This window comes from Paenibacillus sp. FSL R10-2736, from assembly GCF_038000245.1.
GTDB lineage: Bacteria > Bacillota > Bacilli > Paenibacillales > Paenibacillaceae > Paenibacillus_AQ > Paenibacillus_AQ phytohabitans.
Genome location: NZ_JBBOBN010000002.1, coordinates 1,168,393 through 1,187,031, shown reverse-complemented (window position 1 = coordinate 1,187,031; position 18,639 = coordinate 1,168,393). Strand labels below are relative to the sequence as shown.

The following is an 18,639-nucleotide window of genomic DNA, read 5'->3' as shown; positions in this document are numbered from 1 at the left end:
CAGCGCTATATGCCATAGCTTGAGCCTTGAATCCCTAAGAATAGACTTCAATCTCCGCGGGTTCCTCCTTGGGCTCAAAAGGGATCGTAACGATGACCGAGGTGCCTTTTCCCTCTTCGGATTCCACATGAATGGTTCCGTTGTGCCGCTCGGCGATACTCAGGCAAAGCGACAGTCCAAGTCCTGTACCCTGGCTTTTGGTTGTGAAGAACGGGGCAAACAATTGCTTCAGCTGGCTCTGCGGGATGCCGCTTCCCGTATCCGTGATGATCAGCTGAGCAGTATCTTCATGCTCACAGGTTTCCAGCGTCAACACCCCTTTGGCCTCCATTGCCTCCATTCCGTTGCGGGCCAGATTGAGTATCAGCTGCTTGATCTCCCTGACGTTCAGCCGCAGCAGCGGCAGAGACGGGCTAAGCTTCAATTCAACGCTCTGTCCGCGAAGATTGGCATCCGCCCAGATCAGGGGGGTAAGCTCCTCCATAATGAGATGCAGCTGCACCATTTCCTTGTCCGATACACGGCTCTGGGCCAGCGACAGGAAGTCATTGATGATACTGTTGGCCCGGTCCAGCTCCTCCATTACAATATGGTAATAGGAATGCAGGTCCTCCGGACTCTTTTCCCGCATCAGCTGCAGGAATCCGCGCACTACCGCCATCGGGTTGCGGATCTCGTGGGTAATTCCGGCCGCCATCTGCCCGACCAGTGTCAGGCGTTCAACATTATCAAGCTCGCTGCGGATTTTCTCCTCTTCCGTAAGATCCTGTATAATCATGACAAGGCCGCCCGGAATACCGGACTCATGCTGTAACGGCGCCGTGAAGATATGATAGGTCATGGAATCATATTTGATTTTGGTATTGGCACGCTGCCTGTTCAGCAGGATCCCCCGTAAGTGTTCATAGATTTCCTGATCCATGCTGTGGCCGAAGACCCTGTCTGCCGGCTGGGATAATATCATCTCTCTGGTCAGATGGGGGCAATGACGCTGAATCAGGCTGAGCATGTATTCATTCAGCTCCGTCACATATCCGTTGTCATCAAACGACATAATATTCAGCGGCACCACATTAGTAATCTGCTGAAGCTTCTCCGATTCCCACTGGAATCTCTCGGAGATACCTTTCATCCGTTCCTTGACCTGCAGCCTGTCCCAGGCCGTTTCAATATATACAATAAACAGTCCGCCCAAAATAACAGCCGTTAATAAATACACCCCTACCAGAATCGCATCCGTGGGGGGTGTGTTGAAGATGCTTTGTCCCTGCATCTTAGGTACAATTACAATAAACAGCATACTGGGAAACAGAGTCCCCCATAGCATGCAGACCTTTTGGATTAATGAGGCACTCTTGAAGGGCTTTGCCATACCAAACAACAGCGGATACAGCAGTACCCCCGTATTTAATATGAGATGATCAAATCCTGAAGGAACCGAGAATAGTACAGTGCAAAAGATGAAATACATTGCCAGGTAAGCCCCTGAACGAAAAGTCCCGTACAAGATCCCTATATACGCCGGAAGGATAGCCAGATTCAGATACACTACTCCGAACATTGTAGTCGACAAGGCCATACACAATGTAACCCCGAGTGCACAGCATATTATCAGAAAAGTCTGGTCATCCGGAAATCTGCGGTTTCTGCGTGTGAAATGGCCCTGGTCCAACCGCCACTGAAACAGAAACAGGAAGGTGCACGCAGCCGATATTTGCAATAAAATATCCTTAACCGCATGAATAATTGCAATCACTCCCCAATTTGGACAAAATACCCTTTCCCCTTAGATTAAAGCACAACCGCGCACTCCTGACAACGATAATCACGTCAAGCCTCCCCGGGTCTGGCTACACTCCGGCCGGAATGGTATGATGCCGTTAGCAGAGTGCTGCAACATGTAAAGGAGCAGAGTTATGAGTAACTATGATGTAATTGTCATCGGAGGCGGCCCGTCCGGATTAATGGCCTGCGTAGCGGCAGCCGGACACGGGGCGGCTGTATTATTAATTGATAAGGGTGCCAAGCTTGGCCGGAAGCTGGGCATCTCAGGCGGCGGACGCTGCAATGTTACCAATATCAAGGAAACTGCGGAGCTGATCGCCCATATCCCGGGCAACGGCCGTTTTTTATACAGCTCATTCGATCATTTCAACAACCGGGATATTATTGAGTTCTTCGAAGCCCTCGGTATCGCTCTGAAGGAAGAGGACAACGGTCGGATGTTCCCTGTATCGGACAAGGCTGCAAGTGTTGTCTCCGCGCTGGTTGGCAAAGTGCGCAGTCTTGGCGTACAGATTATGACAGACAGTCCGGTGCGCGAGGTTATCTATGAGAACGGTGCGGCCACGGGCGTACGTCTGGAATCGGGAAAAGCCTTCAGCGCCGGGGCCGTTATTATCGCTAGCGGCGGCAAATCCGTGCCGCAGACCGGCTCTACCGGTGACGGCTATCCGTGGGCCGCTGCTGCCGGACATACGATCACGGAGCTGTTCCCGACAGAGGTGCCGATCCTTTCAAGGGAGGAATGGATTAAATCTGGTGAGCTGCAGGGCTTATCCCTGCGTGACGTGAGTCTTACGGTCTGGAATCCCAAGGGCAAGAAGGTGATCTCCCACCGCGGAGATATGATCTTCACTCATTTCGGGCTGTCCGGCCCGATCGCCTTGCGCTGCAGCCAGTTCCTGCGCCAGGTTCAGAAGAAATCAGGTACAGATACCGTAGAGTTGTCTATCGACCTCTTCCCCGACCTGACTCTGCAAGAGGCAGAGAACCTGCTGCAGAATAAGCTGGAGCTGGAGCCCAAGAAGGCCATCCGCAATTCGCTGAAGGGCCTGCTGCCTGAGCGCCTGATTCCGCTGCTGCTGGCCAAAAGCGGACTGGACGGTGAGCTTACAGGTCATCACCTGCCGCGGACCGGTCTTCAGGCACTGGCTGCACTGCTGAAGCGGATGCCGGTACTGGTCTACGGAACGCGTTCCCTGGCAGAAGCTTTTGTGACTGGCGGAGGGGTGAATCTGAAGGAGATTGATCCGAGAACAATGGAATCGAAACTTACGCAGGGGCTGTATTTCTGCGGCGAGATTCTGGATATTCACGGATATACCGGAGGTTATAATATTACGGCCGCTTTCTCGACCGGATACACAGCCGGCAAACATGCGGCCGCACAGCCGCGCGGATAAGCAGCCGCTGCGGCTCCCGGGCTCATTCCTATAATTAAATAAGCCTTCCTCCAGGTTGCGGAGGAAGGCTTATTGTATGTTATCTGGCAAACCGCATGACACTGAATATACGGCCGATCCAGATGGCTGCCGCAGCGCCTACCGGTATAAAGAGCAGGAGCCCCCACCAGCCATACACGGGGATGCAGACAACGGCTGCACTGAGGACCGCAAACGGCATTAATAGAATCGGCATGGCCTTGGAACCGGCATCCGCCTTCTGCGCTTTGGTGAACGGCAGAATACCGATGTAGTCATCGCCGGAGAACAGCAGCCAGAAGGAAGAAAGCCAATACGCCATCAGTGTTGTCAGGATGGCAAACAGCAGCCACTTCAGAACGGCCGGCACAATAAAGATGGCCACAAGCGCCACGCCGGTAAACGACAAATACAGCTTGAAGTGGGCCGGATTGCGCAGCATCGCCTTGACCGCTGCCGCCGAGAAGCGGCTCTCCGGTTCCTTCGAGGCCAGCAGCGGCTGCGATTTGCGGAAGATCCACGGTTTATACCGTGTAGGCCGCGGCTTATCAAGTACTCCGCGCAGCAGAATGGCCGCAATCTTCATCCGCTGCTTGTAGTCTTCGCGCACATCGTTCATGAAGGTGCCGCGCAGCCGCAGGCGGGCCCTGAACACTATGGCTGCCATCACGGCGAATCCGCCAGCTGCAATGAACAGCAGGACGGGGCTGTCCTTCCAGAGGATTGCCAGACGCAGATAGACACCGCAGGGCACGGTGACAGCCGGAATCAGCCACAGCCAGCGGCGGAAGCCCTGCCGCTGCACCTTAACGAAATGGCCCAGCAGCTTAACGGACCAGCTGCAGGTTATCGTCAGCGCGAGCAGCCCGTAGGCCCCTGCCGCACTGACTCCGAAGCCCCTGATCAGAAACGGCAGCAGAATGGCAACGGCCGCCGCCATCTTCAGCGTGGTTACCGCAAGGCTGTAGACCATTCCCCGCAGGATAGTGGTGCTGATCCAGTTCTGCCGCTGTCTAAGAAACAGCGAGTCACCTTCCTGCAGCAGCAATACGATTCCTCCGGTAGCCAGCAGAATGGTCAGCAGCGCAGGTACGACCATATAGGGAACGGAGCTGATCCACGCCGGCATCTCCCCGTTCCAGTACCCATAGTAGAAGCGTCCGCCAAGCAAGCCTCCCGGGATAATAATATACAGCAGGACGGTCCAGTCCACAGCTGTACGGATAATAGTAGACTGCTCACGGAAGTGGGAAGCCAGCCGGCGCCGGAAAAGAGCAGCAGCTGTAGGAAACGCAAATGAATTCCTGCTCATGTTAATTCGTCGAAGCAATCAAACAACGACCCCTCCGGCAGCCCTGCATCTCCGCGTATGCCTTCCAATGTGCCCTCGGCAGCAATTCTGCCGCCGGAGATTAATATGAAGCTGTCACAGATCTTCTCCGCTGTATCCAGAACATGCGTAGACATCAGCACCCCGGCTCCACGCTCGCGCTCCGCCTCAAGCAGGCGCAGGAAATCCTTGGTTGCCCGGGGGTCAAGACCGATGAACGGCTCGTCCACGATATAGACATCGGGCTGGACCAGAAAGCCCAGCATCAGCATCATCTTCTGCTTCATGCCTTTGGAGAAGCCGGCAGGCAGATCATTGCGCACATTTTCCATACCAAACTGGGTCAGGAGCTTCTCCGCTGTGGACTCGAAGGTTTCATAGCTTAGTCCGTAGGCTGCGGCCGCGAGATCGAGATGCTCCCACAGCGTCAGATCTTCGTAGAATACCGGCTGCTCCGGCACATAGGCATAGGACTTGTTCTCGCCGCCCAGCTTCACCTTAGCCTTGGCATGCTTCAGCAGGCCGAGCAGGGTCTTGATCGTAGTGCTTTTGCCGGCCCCGTTGGGTCCGATTAATCCAAGCAGCTCGCCCTTACGCACCTGAAAGGAAATCCCTGAAATCCGTATATCTCCGGCTTCATAACCGGCTTCCTCAATAACAACATCAAGCACGATATCCTCATCGTCTTCACGCTCTTCGTAATAATTCGTAATCTGGTCCATACTCTCCATCTCCTAGGCAATTGTTCATAGTAATGCGATCATAACACCATAGACAGGTCTATGCTGCAAAAAATTTCACCACCGCTATCTGTCAGCGGCCTGGTCTCTATACCCCATTATACGAATTACCGGGGACAGACCTCAAACCCGCGCCGGATACCGCTATTCCCACCCCTGCGCTACAGCTTAGGTACGGATCATCATGTGAAAATCGTGTGAAATCCGCAGCAGCTATGCACCATCAAAAAATTGTTTGATTTTTAATAATTAAAAGTGTGCTTATTGTGACAAATGACATGTTCTTCATTCTTTGTTTGAAGTAATGTAAAGCTAGATCAAGAAAAGCAGTATTCCAAACCGTGCGGGGAAGCCTGTACGATTAACAATAGAGGTGGAGAAGCATGATACAATCTTATGAACGCGATACTCAATTGACACTGCATTTGTACCGGGTTTTTGCCAAGTCCTTCAAGAGCATTAACGAACACGCCGTTACCGGCAGCAAGATTGAAGGTTTCAATCCTACAGCCTTCGCCGTTATGGAGGTCCTCTATTATAAGGGGGCACAGCCTATCCAGCAGATCGGTGCCAAGCTGCTGCTGCAGAGCGGCAATGTTACTTACGTAATCGACAAACTGGAAGAACGCGGCTACCTGCAGCGCAAGCCCTGCCCGAGCGATCGGCGTGTGATTTTTGCCGAGTTGACTGTAGAAGGCGAACGCCTGATGAACGAGATGTACCCGAAGTATTCGGAACGCCTGCATCTGGCTTTCAGCGGACTGAGCGATGAAGAAAAGGAACAAATGATTATTCTTCTGAAGAAGATGGGCCTGCAGGCTGAGAAGCTCTCCCCTCTTCCACGCAAATAAGCGCAGTTGAGGCAGATGCAGTTGTGAATCTATTCACTAACCTGCATAATAGTAATGATAACAAAGCGGCAGCGCAATCCTGATGGATGCGCTGCCGCTTTGTTATGAATAAGCAGGCTTGAAGATTATGGCTTGGACGCGGTACTTCCCTCTTGAATGGTTGGCAGCCCTTTATTAAGCCCCGCAGAAATAACCAGGGAGGCCACAGCAAAGACCGCCATCACAATGAAGAGCGAGTGCAGGCCGCTCTCCAGCGCGCCGTGCAGACTGCCCCAGGCCTCAGCGGACAGGGTACTCCCGCTATGCGGGTTAAGCAGCTGATTGATATCAGCCCCTGTAGCAGCAGCCCCAGGCTGTTCCGCCAGCTTCCTGTCGATATTGTAGTTCAGCCAAGACCCGAAGATCGCCACCCCCACCGTCTGCCCGAGTGAACGGGTGAAGGTATTCAGGGCCGTTGACGCACCCCGCTGCTCATGCTGTACAGAGGATTGCGCGATAATCGTGAAGACTGTAGAGGCATAACCAAAACCTACGCCGCAGAACAGCATCAGAATCAATAGCAGCAGCTGGGACGAATCCCCGTTCATCAGAGTCAGCCCTACCGCTGCGACAACAATCAGCGACAGCCCCAGCATCCCTGTACGGCGGGTACCCGCGCGCAGAATCATTCTTCCGCCAGCGATGGAGCCGAGCATCCAGCCCACCGACATCGGGGCGAGCAGCAGGCCCGAGAGGGCCGCGCTTTTGCCGAAGACGCCCTGCACCCACAGCGGCACGTACGTAGACAGCCCGATAATCAAGGTGCTGACCAGCAGGTTAGCTCCTGTAGAGACAGCGATATTGCGGATAGAGAACAGCTCCAGCGGCAGCATTGGCTCGGGAGCACGGCGCTCCACGAACAGGAACACGGCCAGCAGCACAGCAGCCCCCGCTAAGATAGCCAGCAGCAGCGGAGAGTTCCATGCCAGACTCTGCCCGCCCGCCGTAAGACCAAAGAGCAGCGCTCCCATTCCTGCCGCGAACAGCAGCACTCCGGCCACATCGATTCTCGTCTTGCGCCGGACCTTCTCTTCCTTCAGATACCGCGAGATGAATATAATAGATAGCAGCCCAAAAGGCAGATTAAAGACAAACACCCAGCGCCAGCTCAAATAATCAACCACATACCCGCCAAGCAGCGGTCCTACGAGAGAGGAAATCCCCCATACCGAGCTGAGCAGCCCCTGAGTCTTCGCCCGTTCCTTAATGCTGTAGATATCCCCGATAATCGTAAAAGTCATAGGAATGAGCGCACCCGCACCGATCCCCTGTATCCCCCGGAAAATAATCAGCTGCTGCATGCTCTGCGAAATCCCGCATAACAGCGAGCCTGCCAGAAAGACCACGGCCCCGCCAATGAACACAGGCTTGCGGCCAATCAGATCACTTAACTTGCCAAAAATAGGCGTCGTAACCGCCATAGCCAGCAGATAAGCGGTAAATATCCAGCTGAGCCACTGCATGCCCTGAAAATCGCCGACAATGGCCGGTCCCGCCGGTCCTGTGACCGTCCCTTCGATTGCTGCCAGAAAAGTGGCCAGCAGTACTCCAATTAAAATTAATTTGCGTTCAGTTTCACCAGGTGACTTCAATCAATCCAAATCCTCTCTCTATGTTCTCAGCCCCGCACTTTCTCTCCTTGCAGCAAGGAATACATCCGTACATCCTGATAGCCGGAAGCCGTATGCCGGTACTGCCGCAGCAGACCTTCCTGCCGGAAGCCGAGCCTTGTAATCAGCTGCTCCGCCCGGATATTGTCAGGATGACATAAGGCTTCAATCCGGTTCAGCCCCATGCTGCCGAAGCCGAATTCCAGCATAAGCTCCAGCGCTTCCCGCATATACCCCTGACCCATGGCGGCAGGTGACAGCTCGAAACCGATCTCCCCCCGGTAAGCCCCCTCAAGCTGCCAGTGATTATAGCCGCAGCTTCCGATAACCTCTGCTTCCGGCCCCAGAATACTCCAGCGTATGCTTTCTTCTTCCCGGGCCATCTGTGCCAGCAGAGCAATCAGTGCTCCCGCTTCTTCTGCAGAGGACAAGAAAGGGGCATCCAGCCAGGGCGCAACCTGAGGATGGCACCAGATTCCGAACAGCGCTCCTGCATCTCCGGCAGCCATAGCCCGGAGCCGCACTCTCCGGCCGGTTAATTCCGGAATTACTCCGCCGCATATATACATCTTCCCGTCCCCTTTCATCCTAACAAGTATACATCAGATGTAAGCATTCCCTTAAGCGAAATCTGACATGAATCCGAACTCCACACTCCACACAAATAGCGCCTGCTCCGCGCGGCTTGCTTCCGCGCGATCAGACGCTGTACGTTTTCTGAACATGAATGGTTACTTGATGTAGAATTAACCCGATGTACCCGCTGCCTTAACCGGCTTAAGCACTTCGGTACACAGCACTCCCAGCTTGGCCTGAATCGCTTTGAATTCCTCTATTCCCGTTCCGGTAATGCTGTATGCCTCACCATGAGCCGTGAGAAAGTTCTCCTGGGTCAGCCGTTCCAGCTCCTGTTTCACTTCGCGTTCCGCTACCCGATATCCCAAATCCTCCAGCTCCGGCTGCATCTCCGTCAGTGTCAGATTCCTCTCATGTGCGAAATAAAGCATATGGATTCCTATAAACAAGTTCTGTACGTCGGCGCGCATATTCCACTCCTTCCGGCTATAAGCCTTCGGTATATTTATAAAAGCATTACCCTGCCCGGGGTTGCCGGAAACATCCGCCCGGAGACTATTCATACATCTTCCTGATCTTCCACTAACCGGATAATTCCGTTATTGCTTGACGTATTGCGCTCCGCTGTACTATCTTGTTAGTTAACAGTTATGGATTCATACTGACTCAAGGTACAGGAAGGTGATGCTTCATGTTTCAAGCCATGCCTTATGATGGCACCCGCAGCGAACGGTTCGAAGCCGTTCTAAGCCAGCTCGGGGCACTTATGGAGGGCGAGCCCAATGCTATCGCCAACTTATCCAATGCTTCGGCTCTGTTAAAGCTTTCTCTACCGGACACCAATTGGACCGGTTTCTATTTATTTGACGGCAAAGAGCTGGTTCTGGGCCCGTTCCAGGGACTTCCGGCATGCATCCGTATTCCGCTTGGCCGCGGCGTATGCGGAACAGCGGCTGCGGAACGCCGCACCCTTGTCGTAGGCGATGTCCATGCCTTTCCGGGGCATATTGCCTGTGATGCTGCCTCGAACAGCGAAATCGTAGTTCCGCTGGTTAAGGGGGATACCCTGTACGGCGTACTGGATATCGACAGCCCGCTCAAACACCGCTTCGACGACGAGGAACGCCGTTTCCTTGAACGGTTCGCAGCCATGGTATCCGAGGTGCTGTAATTCTCCTCCTCTCCATATGCCTTAGCATGAAGAAGCCGCTCCACTGCAGGAATGTCCTGCTGATGGAGCGGCTTCTTCATGTGCATGTGCAGAAATAGCTACAGGCTGAAGCTCCTGTTGCGGAGATTCAGCCTGTAGCTGACGCGTTATACCTTAACCGGATGGATATGCCAGATCTCGGAGGCATAGCGTGCGATCGTATTATCACTGGAGAATTTGCCGGAATGGCCGATGTTGATAATTGACTTCTTAAGCCATTCCTTCTGGTTGCGGTAGGCCAGGTCAATCTTGACATGGGTCTCCACATAGCTGGCGAAATCCTTGAGGACGAAGAACTCATCATTATTATCAAGCAGCGACTGGTAGAGCGTATCGAATTCCTGGGCATGAGCGCAGAACGGTCCAGGTACAATCAGCTGATCCAATACTTCCTTGACCCGGCCGTCGCCATTATAGATATCGCGGGCGTGGTAACCGCCGTACTGGTAGTAGTCCATGACCTGCTCTGCCCGGAGACCGAACAGGAACATGTTATTGTCCCCTACCATTTCGTGCATTTCCACGTTGGCTCCATCCATAGTTCCGACGGTCAGTGCACCGTTCATCATAAATTTCATGTTCCCGGTACCGGAGGCTTCTTTGCTCGCTGTAGAGATCTGCTCACTTACATCCGCTGCCGGAATAATCTTCTCCGCCAGCGATACCGAATAATTCTCCAGGAAGAAGATGCGGATCTTCCCGTTAATGTCCGGGTCCTTATTCACTACATCAGCCACCGTATTTATCAGCTTAATGATCCGCTTAGCCAGATGATAACTCGGGGCCGCCTTGGCACCGAAGATGAACGTACGCGGTACGATGTTCAGCGAAGGGTTGTCTTTGATCTGATTGTACAAATGCATAATGTGCAATACATTCAACAGCTGGCGCTTATACGCATGCAGCCGCTTCACCTGCACATCGAAGATAGAGTCGGGGTCCACCCGGACACCGTGCTTCCCGTAGATGTAGTCGGACAGATGCAGCTTGTTGCGGCGTTTGATCGCAGCCACCTGCTCCTGGAAGGAGGAATCCTCACTGTATTTGATGAGTCCGATCATCTCCTGCGGCTGATGAATCCAACGGGTGCCGATCGATTCGCTGATCAGTCCGGCAAGCTCCGGATTGGCATGCTGCAGCCACCGGCGGTGTGTGATGCCGTTAGTCTTATTATTGAAGCGGTGCGGATACATCTCATTGAACAGGCGCATCTCACGCTTTTGCAGAATTTCCGTATGCAGTGCCGCTACGCCGTTTACGCTGTGGCTGGCCACGATGGCGAGATGCGCCATCCGGACCTGATCATCATGAATGATGGCCATCTGATTGATCCGGTTCTGGTCCCCCGGATACTTGCTCATCAGCTCCCCGCAGAAGCGGGCATTGATCTCCTCAATAATCAGGAAGATGCGCGGAAGCAGCTCCTTGACCATGCCAAGCGGCCATTTCTCCAGCGCCTCACTCAGAATGGTATGATTCGTATAAGAGACCATCCGTGTCGTCATGTCCCAGGCCTGATCCCAGCCAATCCCGTGCACATCCATCAGTATACGCATCAGCTCAGGGATAACTAGTGTAGGATGCGTGTCGTTAATATGCAGGGCCACCTTATCAGGCAGGCTGTCGATCGGAGCCCCTGTCTTGGCGAAGGTACGCAGAATACTCTGCAGTCCTGCACTACACAGGAAATATTGCTGTTTCAGCCGGAGAAGCTTGCCTTCGTATTGTGAATCATCCGGATACAGGAACTCCGAGATGGATTCTACGGAGCGCTTATACTCCAGGAACTTGTGATAATCTGTCCCCCCCAGCGCACCGAATACTCTCGAAGGCTGCGTAATCGACTCTGCACTCCAGTTGCGCAGTGTATTCACATGCCTGCGGTCTGCCCCGATAACCGGAATGTCATACGGAACGGCCCTCACGGCTTCATAGTCCTTGTGCTCAAAGAACAGCTCATCATTCTCCCAGCGGGTATCCACATGTCCCCAGAAGTGCACTTCCACCTGTTTGTCCTCACGGCGGACTTCCCACACATTATCATTCTGCAGCCAGTAGTCCGGCAGCTCTACCTGATATCCGTCTACAATCTTCTGCTCGAACAGGCCGTATTTATAGCGGATGCCGCAGCCATGCCCTGCATATTGCAGTGAGGCGAGCGAATCCAGGAAACATGCGGCCAGGCGGCCCAGACCGCCATTGCCCAGCCCTGCATCCGCTTCAACCTCCTCGATATCCTGCAGGCAGAAGCCAAGCTCCGAGAGACCTTCACGGACAACCTCCAGCACACCCATATTCAGCAGGTTATTGCCCAGAAGCCTGCCGATCAGAAACTCCATGGAGAAATAATAGACCTGCTTATCTTGATCGATCTTGAACTTCTGATTGGTGTCCGCCCAGTTCTTGCCGGCATTCTCGCGGATCATATTACCGAGGATATTGTAAATATCGGCGTTCGAAGCTTCCTCCAGCGGTTTGCCTAATTTCCCGATGAGTTTCTCGCGGAACACTTGTTTGAAAGTCTCTTTATCGTTGAACAACAGCAGGTTCCTCCTAACAGATGCTTGTATTTGTGGAAAAATATTGCCTATTACAACACTGGATCAGAAGAACTGCCGCACTGCACAGTTCCCCTGATCCAGATATTATATCTTGCTGCTCTTGGCAATGACAAACGGACGCCTGCTGTCTCCGACGAGTATCCGGTCCTTGCTCAGATGCACGTCTTTGTCCATAATGACATTCTCAATTACGGCATTCTCTTCAATTACACATTTCTGCATGATTACAGAATTGATGATTTTGGCTCCCTTGCGAACCTGTACACCACGGAAGATTACACTGTTCTCCACGGTTCCGGCAATAATACAGCCGTTGGCTACCAGCGAATTGCTGACCGAGGCGCTGTCCAGATAACGGGTAGGGGCTTCATATTTAATCTTGGTCTGCACCGGACTCTCTTTGAACAGGCCGAAATAATTCTCCTGCTTCAGCAGCTCCAAGCTGTTCTTGTAGTAGCTCTCCAGCGAATTGATAACGGAATGATAGCCTTTGTATTCATAGGCGGCAATCTTGAACTTGTGGCGGTTCTTCTGAATGGCATCGCGGAAGAAATAACTTTCGCCATGGGCGATGCAATGCTCCACCTGCTCCAGGAACAGCTTCTTCTCCATAATAAAGATATCCAAATATACATTGGGATGATGCTTCTCATGGTGAATATTCGTTACAGTGTTGTCTTCATCGACCTCTACCCGCAGGCAGGGATCATGTTCCGGCTGCAGCTGATCGATCTGCTTGTAGACCATGGTCACATCTGCGCCCTGCTCCAGGTGGTACTGGTATACATCCTGCAGATCAACCGTATTAATGTGCTGGCTGCCGGAGAATACAATATATTTGGCAGACGCCCGTTTGAAGAAATCCAGATTGTTATGATAATGCTGCAGATCGCCAAGAGACGTGTCCGTAGGGTCATTCCAGTCCGGCGGCAATATGAACAACCCGCCGTGCTTGCGGTTCATGTCCCAGGATTTCCCGTCGCCGAGATGGTCCATCAGCGAGCGGTACTTGCGGCGGACGAACAGTCCCACGCTCTCCAGCTCCGCACGCATCATGTTGGATAAGACGAAATCGATCAGCCGGTAGCGGCTGGCGAACGGGACCGCTGCCCCGCAGCGGAAATAGGTCAATTCATTTAAATTATCCAGTTCATGGTCAAGATTGATTACGCCCATAAGCTCTTTCATCGGTATCCCCCGTCCTCTGTGGTTATATGGTTTTGGCTGCTACGGTTTTGTTTTTTTTGCTGCGTTTGTCAATCAGCAGAATTTCGTCCTCATTCTCCCGGTCGACGCCGATTTCCATATAATCCTCAATGACAGTGTTCTCACTGATGATGGCTTTGTGGATTCTTACATTCTTGCCGATCTTCACCTTAGGCATAATCACAGAATCCGTAATCACGCTGCCTTCGCCTACTTCTACCCCATAGAACAGTACCGAATGCTTAACCTCACCGTATACAATGCAGCCCTCGTTAATAATGCAGCTGGACACCTTGGCTCCCGGTGCAACATATTGCGCCGGCTGATTCGGATTACGGGTGAAGATTCTCCAGCTCGGATCATTCAGGTTCAGCGGAGGAGTGTCACTCAGGAGATCCATGTTCGCTTCCCACAGGCTGTCTACAGTACCGACATCTCTCCAGTAGCCTTCGAATGGATAAGCATACAGGGACTCCCCGTCATTCAGCATCAGCGGAATGATGTCCTTCCCGAAGTCATGGGATGAGCCGGCGTTCTCACCGTCCTCAAGCAGATGCTTGCGGAGAACATCCCATTTAAAAATATATACACCCATAGAAGCAAGTGTGCTCTTAGGTTTGGCAGGCTTCTCATCAAACTCATAAATCTTGAGATCGTCTTCCGTATTCAGTATGCCGAAGCGGCTCGCTTCCTCCAAGGGCACGTCAATGACCGAGATGGTGCAGTCGGCGTTCTTGGATTTGTGATACTGCAGCATAGCATGATAATCCATCTTGTAAATATGGTCACCGGACAGAATCAGTACATGCTCCGGATCAAATTGATCAACAAACTTAAGATTGCGGTAAATCGCATCAGCCGTGCCCCGGTACCAGCTGCTTCCATTCTCCCGCTCATGCGGCGGCAATACAAATACCCCGCCATCCTTGCGGTTCAAATCCCAGTCACTGCCGACTCCAATATACGAATGCAGCACCAGCGGTTCATACTGTGTCAGTACACCCACTGTGTCGATACCCGAATTCGAGCAATTACTTAAAGGGAAGTCGATGATGCGGTAGGTTCCTCCGAAATAAACAGCCGGTTTGGCAATCGATTTGGTTAATCCCTTCAATCTTTTTCCTTGGCCTCCCGCCAATAGCATGGCTACCATCTCTTTTTTCTTCATGGAAGAGCCTCCTTGACTTATGGGTAATGAAACATGTAATAAATAGGTTGAATGATTGGTGCGGTGTAGTGTAGATCCCACATTGAAACCCAAAAAGAAATGAAGCGGAAAGAAGCAAACCATAAGAAATGCATGTGACAGGAATGAATAAGATTTAAAACGGGGGAGAAAACAGAGAATCGGGACATGCTGCCGGTTTTGCAGAAAAAAAACGCTCAAAACCGGGACTGTATCCTTATTGTAAAGTGTTCTCTATTCGCCGTCAAAACCCTTTATTGTCCGCTTCAAAAACTTTTAATTTCTAACTATATTCCTTATTAATAACATTAATATTTCCGTATAATTAGATTAACCATTATGATTAACCATGAACGACAATTCTGAATCCAATCTTTGGCTCCAAAGACCTATTTTCAGCAAACGTTCAACGTATAGCGTCATACTATGGACACTATAATCACTGAATATGGAGGAACTGCTAATGAAAGCAGCGCAAGGCGTCCGATTGCTTCTGGTGGATGATGAGCCTCATATCCTCCAGTTTCTCGAACTGGGATTAATGAACGAAGGATTTGAAGTACAGACTGCGCCGGATGGTGCAGGTGCAATCGCTGCAGCCGCAGAGTTCAAGCCGCATGTCGTGATTCTCGACGTCATGATGCCCGGCATGGACGGCTTCGAGGTCGTCCGCTATCTCCGTTCAGAGGAGGCGGAGGTGGCCGTGATCATGCTTACCGCCAAGGATGAAGTGGATGACCGGGTTAAGGGCCTGTCTATCGGTGCGGATGATTATATGGTGAAGCCCTTCAGCTTCGACGAGCTGCTGGCCAGGATACAGGCCCGTCTGCGCAACCAGTTCCCGGGACTGCTCGGCGAGGTGCGCTGCGGCCCCTTCCGGATTGACGGCCGGCGCAAAGAAATCCGCCACAAGGAGGAGGTGCTGGAGCTCTCGCCCACAGAATATGAGCTGCTGCAATATCTGGTTATTAACCACGGGCTGGTGCTGAGTAAACCCATGATTCTGGACAAGGTGTGGGGATATGATTTCGGCGGCGAGGAGAACATTGTTGAGGTCTATATCCGTTCCCTCCGCGAGAAGCTCGGTGACAAGGATCACCGGATTATCCGCACCCTTCGCGGCGCGGGATACCGGGTGGACCTTGTATGATTGCCCGGACCCGGGGCTTCTTCAGCAAACTGCAGGCACCGCGATCCCTGCGCAAACAGCTGCTGGCCACCTCACTGTTAATCCTGTCCGTATTGCTGATTCTGATCGGCGTACTCCAGTATGCTCTGATGCGGAATTTCATCTACAGCAACCGCGCGGAGGCGATGGAAACCCAGATGCGCTCCGTGCCGCGCGAATTCTATTACATTAATCTTAATAATCCTGCGGGAAATGCAGCAGATCTAAACAACAGTGCGGGGGGCAATATTCCTGGCGGAGCTGTAAGCGGGACTATAAGCCCGGGCAACACGCTCCAAGGCGGAACTCCTGGCGGGGCTGGCAGCGCCGGGAATAACGCCAACATGAGCCCTGGCAACAAGCGGTTCTACGGAGACCGCCGCCCGCTGCTGCTTGATGCCCATACTACGATAGCCATATACAGCTCAGACGGCACCTTCAAGGATCTTCAGGAAGAAACCCTGTCTGCGTCAGCAGCACCAAGAATGAGCAACGGCGAATATAACACCCTGCTGAAGCAGGCATCGGATAAGGCTACCGGGAAATACAGGCTGATTACCGCAGCAGACGGCAACGAGCATCTGGCTGTCTTCATGAACCTTGGCAGACCGGGTGCTACTAAATTGTTGCTGCAAATGAGCGTAGAAACCGGCCCTCTGAGAGATGTGATTATGCAGCAGCTGCTTATTTTTGGCGCGTTATCGGTGGTCGCTCTGCTGGCCGGACTGTTCCTGTACTTACCCGCGCTGCGCAAAACGCTGATTCCCTTGTCAAATATGGGAGAATCCGCGCAAAGCATCGACGCCGGCAATCTGGATGTGCGCTTCCCTGTAGATCAGGGACAGCTTGAGGTCGACAAGCTCTCCCAGTCCTTCAACGGAATGCTGGAACGTCTGGAGATTTCTTTTCACAATGAACGTGAGGCCAAAGAACAGATGCGCCGGTTCGCGGCAGATGCATCCCATGAGCTAAGAACCCCGCTGACCTCAATATACGGATTCCTGGAGGTACTGCTCCGTGGGGCAGCCGATAACCGGGACCAGCTCTATAGCGCGCTCAACAGCATGCATGGAGAGGCCAAACGCATTAACAAACTGGTGGAGGATCTGCTGCTGCTCGCCCGTATGGATGGTGCTCCGCAGCTGCGGGTCAAGAATCTGCTGCTCGGTGAGATGATTGACGAGATGCAGCCGCAGCTGCTGGTGCTGGCCGGCAAACGGAAGGTAAACTTCGATATTTCTTATGGCGTACGCGGCCCTGTTGACCCTGACAAAATAAAGCAGGTTATTCTTAATCTATTCCATAACGCCGTGCAGCATACGGATGCGGAATCCGGAGCGGTACAAGTCTCGCTGCATGCCAGAGGAACAGTGGCTGTTCTGACTGTGAAGGACAACGGCTCCGGTATTGCTGCCGGACATCTCCCGCATGTCTTCGACCGGTTCTACCGCAGTGATTCATCCCGCACCAGAAAGTACGGCGGCTCGGGGCTCGGGTTATCCATTACCAAGTCTATCGTGGAGGCGCATCAAGGAGAGATTACTGTAACCAGCACTCCTGGTGAATTCACAATCTTCCAAGTCTCTCTCCCCTGCCTGCCGGATTAGCTAATGACCTGTAATTAACGATATAATAGTAAGCAGAAGAAATAGCTGTCCTCATTGAGCATGGCTAACAAAACTTAAGCCCATGCTTCCGGTGCGAGTTTTGTACGAAGTGAATTCACGGAAGCTGGGCTACAACAAAACTTAAGCCCACGCTTCCGATGCGAGTTTTGTACGAAGTGAATTCACGGAAGCTGGGCTACAACAAAACTTTTAGGAGGTTACATCATGTACGAAATCGCTATTATCGGCGCCGGCCCTGCCGGGGCTAGTGCCGCATTGTTCGCCGCCAAGGCGGGCAAAAAAACACTGCTGATTGACAATGACAAAGGCATGACCCGCAGAGGCTGGTATGAGAACTTTTACGGAATCAGCGAAATCGGCGGACCCGACCTCGTGGAGACCGGACATAAGCAGGCCGTGAAATTCGGAGCTGAACTCGTCGCCGAGCAGGCAACCGGACTGAGCGCAAGCGGTGAAGGTTTCGTAATCGAGACGGAGAGCGGAGCTGCTTACGAGGCCAAGCATGTTATTCTGGCTACAGGGGTTCTCACCGATCTGGCCGCCAAGGCCGGAGTGGAAACCAAGGATGGCACGGAGCCGAGAATCAAGACAGTTATTGCAGCTACTGCAGAAGGCAAAACCAACATTGACGGCATCTGGGCAGCAGGAACAGTTGCCGGTGTGAGTGTGCACGCTATCATTACTGCCGGAGACGGTGCCAAGGTTGCGGTTAATATTGTCAGTGAGCTGAACGGTGCGCGGTATGTTGATCACGACTTGCTGAAGGCTTAATTCACACAGACTAATAAGATTCCCATAAAAAATGCATAAACAACCCGCCTTTCATCATGAATGAGGGGCGGGTCATTTTTTTGTTGCGAGGGATAAGAAGCAGGCAACGTAACTGGGCTAATGTTGGCAGATAAATGCATCGAGGTCCGTAAGCTAAGAAAAAACATTTATAAGAGGAATAAGCACCACTATGCCCGTTGCAGCTTATCCAAACTGCGGATTGTTGTACTAAATGCAGGATTTCCAGCTCAGGAATCCCTCAAAGTAAATATTGCTGCAGAAAATACAACATTCCAGCGCCATCGAGGCTCCAGCGCGCTAAATTGTTGCATTTCGTGCAAGATTTCCGATTTTTCCGGGTAAATGTCTTTGGATTGTTGTATTTTATGCAGGATTTCTTGAGCCGGGCGCTATAACGGGGCGTTGAACCTAGGAGGCCTTTGGGGTTCGGGGGTTCGGGGGTTCGGGGGTCCAGGCGTTAACGATAATGCTCCAGGCCAGCCGCAGCAAAAAACTGCTCCGGACGATCACGGTTCGCTTGCCGTAATCGTAATCGCCCG

15 protein-coding genes are annotated in these 18,639 nt (G+C 52.5%); 6 read left to right on the top strand and 9 right to left on the bottom strand.

From position 1 onward, the window contains the following. Positions 1-34: 34 nt before the first annotated feature. Entirely contained in the window at positions 35-1,579 is a 1,545-nt protein-coding gene (locus NSQ73_RS33310) for an ATP-binding protein (RefSeq protein WP_340990447.1), read from the bottom strand. 337 nt (positions 1,580-1,916) lie between these two features. Here NSQ73_RS33310 and NSQ73_RS33305 point away from each other — a divergent pair, with 337 nt between their 5' ends. Beyond that, positions 1,917-3,185 (top strand): BaiN/RdsA family NAD(P)/FAD-dependent oxidoreductase, encoded by a 1,269-nt coding sequence (locus tag NSQ73_RS33305; RefSeq protein ID WP_340990446.1) that lies wholly within the window; start codon positions 1,917-1,919, stop codon positions 3,183-3,185. A 79-nt stretch (positions 3,186-3,264) separates the two neighbouring features. Here NSQ73_RS33305 and NSQ73_RS33300 read toward each other — a convergent pair whose 3' ends face one another. Then, positions 3,265-4,533 carry an ABC transporter permease gene (locus NSQ73_RS33300; RefSeq protein ID WP_340990445.1) on the bottom strand — a complete coding sequence of 423 codons (1,269 nt, stop codon included), beginning with the start codon at positions 4,531-4,533 and terminating at the stop codon, positions 3,265-3,267. Next, complete coding sequence (locus NSQ73_RS33295) at positions 4,512-5,255, bottom strand: ABC transporter ATP-binding protein (RefSeq protein WP_340990444.1); 744 nt, start codon at positions 5,253-5,255, stop codon at positions 4,512-4,514. The genes NSQ73_RS33300 and NSQ73_RS33295 overlap by 22 nt, the downstream gene beginning before the upstream one ends. A gap of 401 nt (positions 5,256-5,656) precedes the next feature. Between NSQ73_RS33295 and NSQ73_RS33290 the strand changes: the two genes are divergently transcribed. Next, the gene (locus NSQ73_RS33290) at positions 5,657-6,124 is read left to right on the top strand and encodes a MarR family winged helix-turn-helix transcriptional regulator (protein WP_039309924.1); all 468 of its coding nucleotides are present in this window, start codon (positions 5,657-5,659) and stop codon (positions 6,122-6,124) included. Between the two features lie 125 nt (positions 6,125-6,249). On the opposite strand, the gene NSQ73_RS33285 is transcribed toward NSQ73_RS33290, so the two are convergent. The 3 genes from NSQ73_RS33285 to NSQ73_RS33275 all read right to left on the bottom strand — a co-directional run bounded on the left by NSQ73_RS33285 (position 6,250) and on the right by NSQ73_RS33275 (position 8,819). Then, positions 6,250-7,755: an MDR family MFS transporter gene (locus NSQ73_RS33285; RefSeq protein ID WP_340990443.1), complete on the bottom strand. Its 1,506-nt coding sequence runs from the start codon at positions 7,753-7,755 to the stop codon at positions 6,250-6,252. A 26-nt stretch (positions 7,756-7,781) separates the two neighbouring features. Then, entirely contained in the window at positions 7,782-8,342 is a 561-nt protein-coding gene (locus tag NSQ73_RS33280; protein WP_171715677.1) for a GNAT family N-acetyltransferase, read from the bottom strand. 177 nt (positions 8,343-8,519) lie between these two features. Further along, positions 8,520-8,819, bottom strand: coding sequence for a hypothetical protein (locus NSQ73_RS33275; protein WP_039309934.1), 300 nt, complete (start codon positions 8,817-8,819; stop codon positions 8,520-8,522). A 221-nt stretch (positions 8,820-9,040) separates the two neighbouring features. Here NSQ73_RS33275 and NSQ73_RS33270 point away from each other — a divergent pair, with 221 nt between their 5' ends. After that, entirely contained in the window at positions 9,041-9,520 is a 480-nt protein-coding gene (locus NSQ73_RS33270) for a GAF domain-containing protein (RefSeq protein WP_039309920.1), read from the top strand. Between the two features lie 146 nt (positions 9,521-9,666). Here NSQ73_RS33270 and NSQ73_RS33265 read toward each other — a convergent pair whose 3' ends face one another. From NSQ73_RS33265 to NSQ73_RS33255, 3 genes are all read right to left on the bottom strand, one after another. Further along, positions 9,667-12,099, bottom strand: coding sequence for a glycogen/starch/alpha-glucan phosphorylase (locus NSQ73_RS33265; protein WP_171715676.1), 2,433 nt, complete (start codon positions 12,097-12,099; stop codon positions 9,667-9,669). Between the two features lie 105 nt (positions 12,100-12,204). Next, entirely contained in the window at positions 12,205-13,308 is a 1,104-nt protein-coding gene (gene glgD, locus NSQ73_RS33260) for a glucose-1-phosphate adenylyltransferase subunit GlgD (RefSeq protein ID WP_171715675.1), read from the bottom strand. Between the two features lie 22 nt (positions 13,309-13,330). Further along, positions 13,331-14,494 carry a glucose-1-phosphate adenylyltransferase gene (locus tag NSQ73_RS33255; protein ID WP_171715674.1) on the bottom strand — a complete coding sequence of 388 codons (1,164 nt, stop codon included), beginning with the start codon at positions 14,492-14,494 and terminating at the stop codon, positions 13,331-13,333. 481 nt (positions 14,495-14,975) lie between these two features. On the opposite strand from NSQ73_RS33255, the gene NSQ73_RS33250 reads away from it, so the two are divergent. From NSQ73_RS33250 to NSQ73_RS33240, 3 genes are all read left to right on the top strand, one after another. Continuing rightward, complete coding sequence (locus tag NSQ73_RS33250) at positions 14,976-15,662, top strand: response regulator transcription factor (RefSeq protein WP_039309913.1); 687 nt, start codon at positions 14,976-14,978, stop codon at positions 15,660-15,662. Next, positions 15,659-17,287, top strand: coding sequence for a sensor histidine kinase (locus NSQ73_RS33245; RefSeq protein ID WP_340990440.1), 1,629 nt, complete (start codon positions 15,659-15,661; stop codon positions 17,285-17,287). Before NSQ73_RS33250 ends, NSQ73_RS33245 begins: the two co-directional genes overlap by 4 nt. Positions 17,288-17,512: 225 nt before the next feature. Next, entirely contained in the window at positions 17,513-18,079 is a 567-nt protein-coding gene (locus tag NSQ73_RS33240; protein ID WP_340990439.1) for an FAD-dependent oxidoreductase, read from the top strand. Positions 18,080-18,639: the final 560 nt, after the last annotated feature.

Coding starts and splice junctions, on each gene's coding strand:
- NSQ73_RS33310 (WP_340990447.1), bottom strand. CDS start 1,579: ATGGCCTTGTCGACTACAATGTTCGGAGTAGTGTATCTGAATCTGGCT.
- NSQ73_RS33305 (WP_340990446.1), top strand. CDS start 1,917: ATGAGTAACTATGATGTAATTGTCATCGGAGGCGGCCCGTCCGGATTA.
- NSQ73_RS33295 (WP_340990444.1), bottom strand. CDS start 5,255: ATGGACCAGATTACGAATTATTACGAAGAGCGTGAAGACGATGAGGAT.
- NSQ73_RS33290 (WP_039309924.1), top strand. CDS start 5,657: ATGATACAATCTTATGAACGCGATACTCAATTGACACTGCATTTGTAC.
- NSQ73_RS33280 (WP_171715677.1), bottom strand. CDS start 8,342: ATGTATATATGCGGCGGAGTAATTCCGGAATTAACCGGCCGGAGAGTG.
- NSQ73_RS33275 (WP_039309934.1), bottom strand. CDS start 8,819: ATGCGCGCCGACGTACAGAACTTGTTTATAGGAATCCATATGCTTTAT.
- NSQ73_RS33270 (WP_039309920.1), top strand. CDS start 9,041: ATGTTTCAAGCCATGCCTTATGATGGCACCCGCAGCGAACGGTTCGAA.
- glgD (WP_171715675.1), bottom strand. CDS start 13,308: ATGAAAGAGCTTATGGGCGTAATCAATCTTGACCATGAACTGGATAAT.
- NSQ73_RS33255 (WP_171715674.1), bottom strand. CDS start 14,494: ATGAAGAAAAAAGAGATGGTAGCCATGCTATTGGCGGGAGGCCAAGGA.
- NSQ73_RS33250 (WP_039309913.1), top strand. CDS start 14,976: ATGAAAGCAGCGCAAGGCGTCCGATTGCTTCTGGTGGATGATGAGCCT.
- NSQ73_RS33245 (WP_340990440.1), top strand. CDS start 15,659: ATGATTGCCCGGACCCGGGGCTTCTTCAGCAAACTGCAGGCACCGCGA.
- NSQ73_RS33240 (WP_340990439.1), top strand. CDS start 17,513: ATGTACGAAATCGCTATTATCGGCGCCGGCCCTGCCGGGGCTAGTGCC.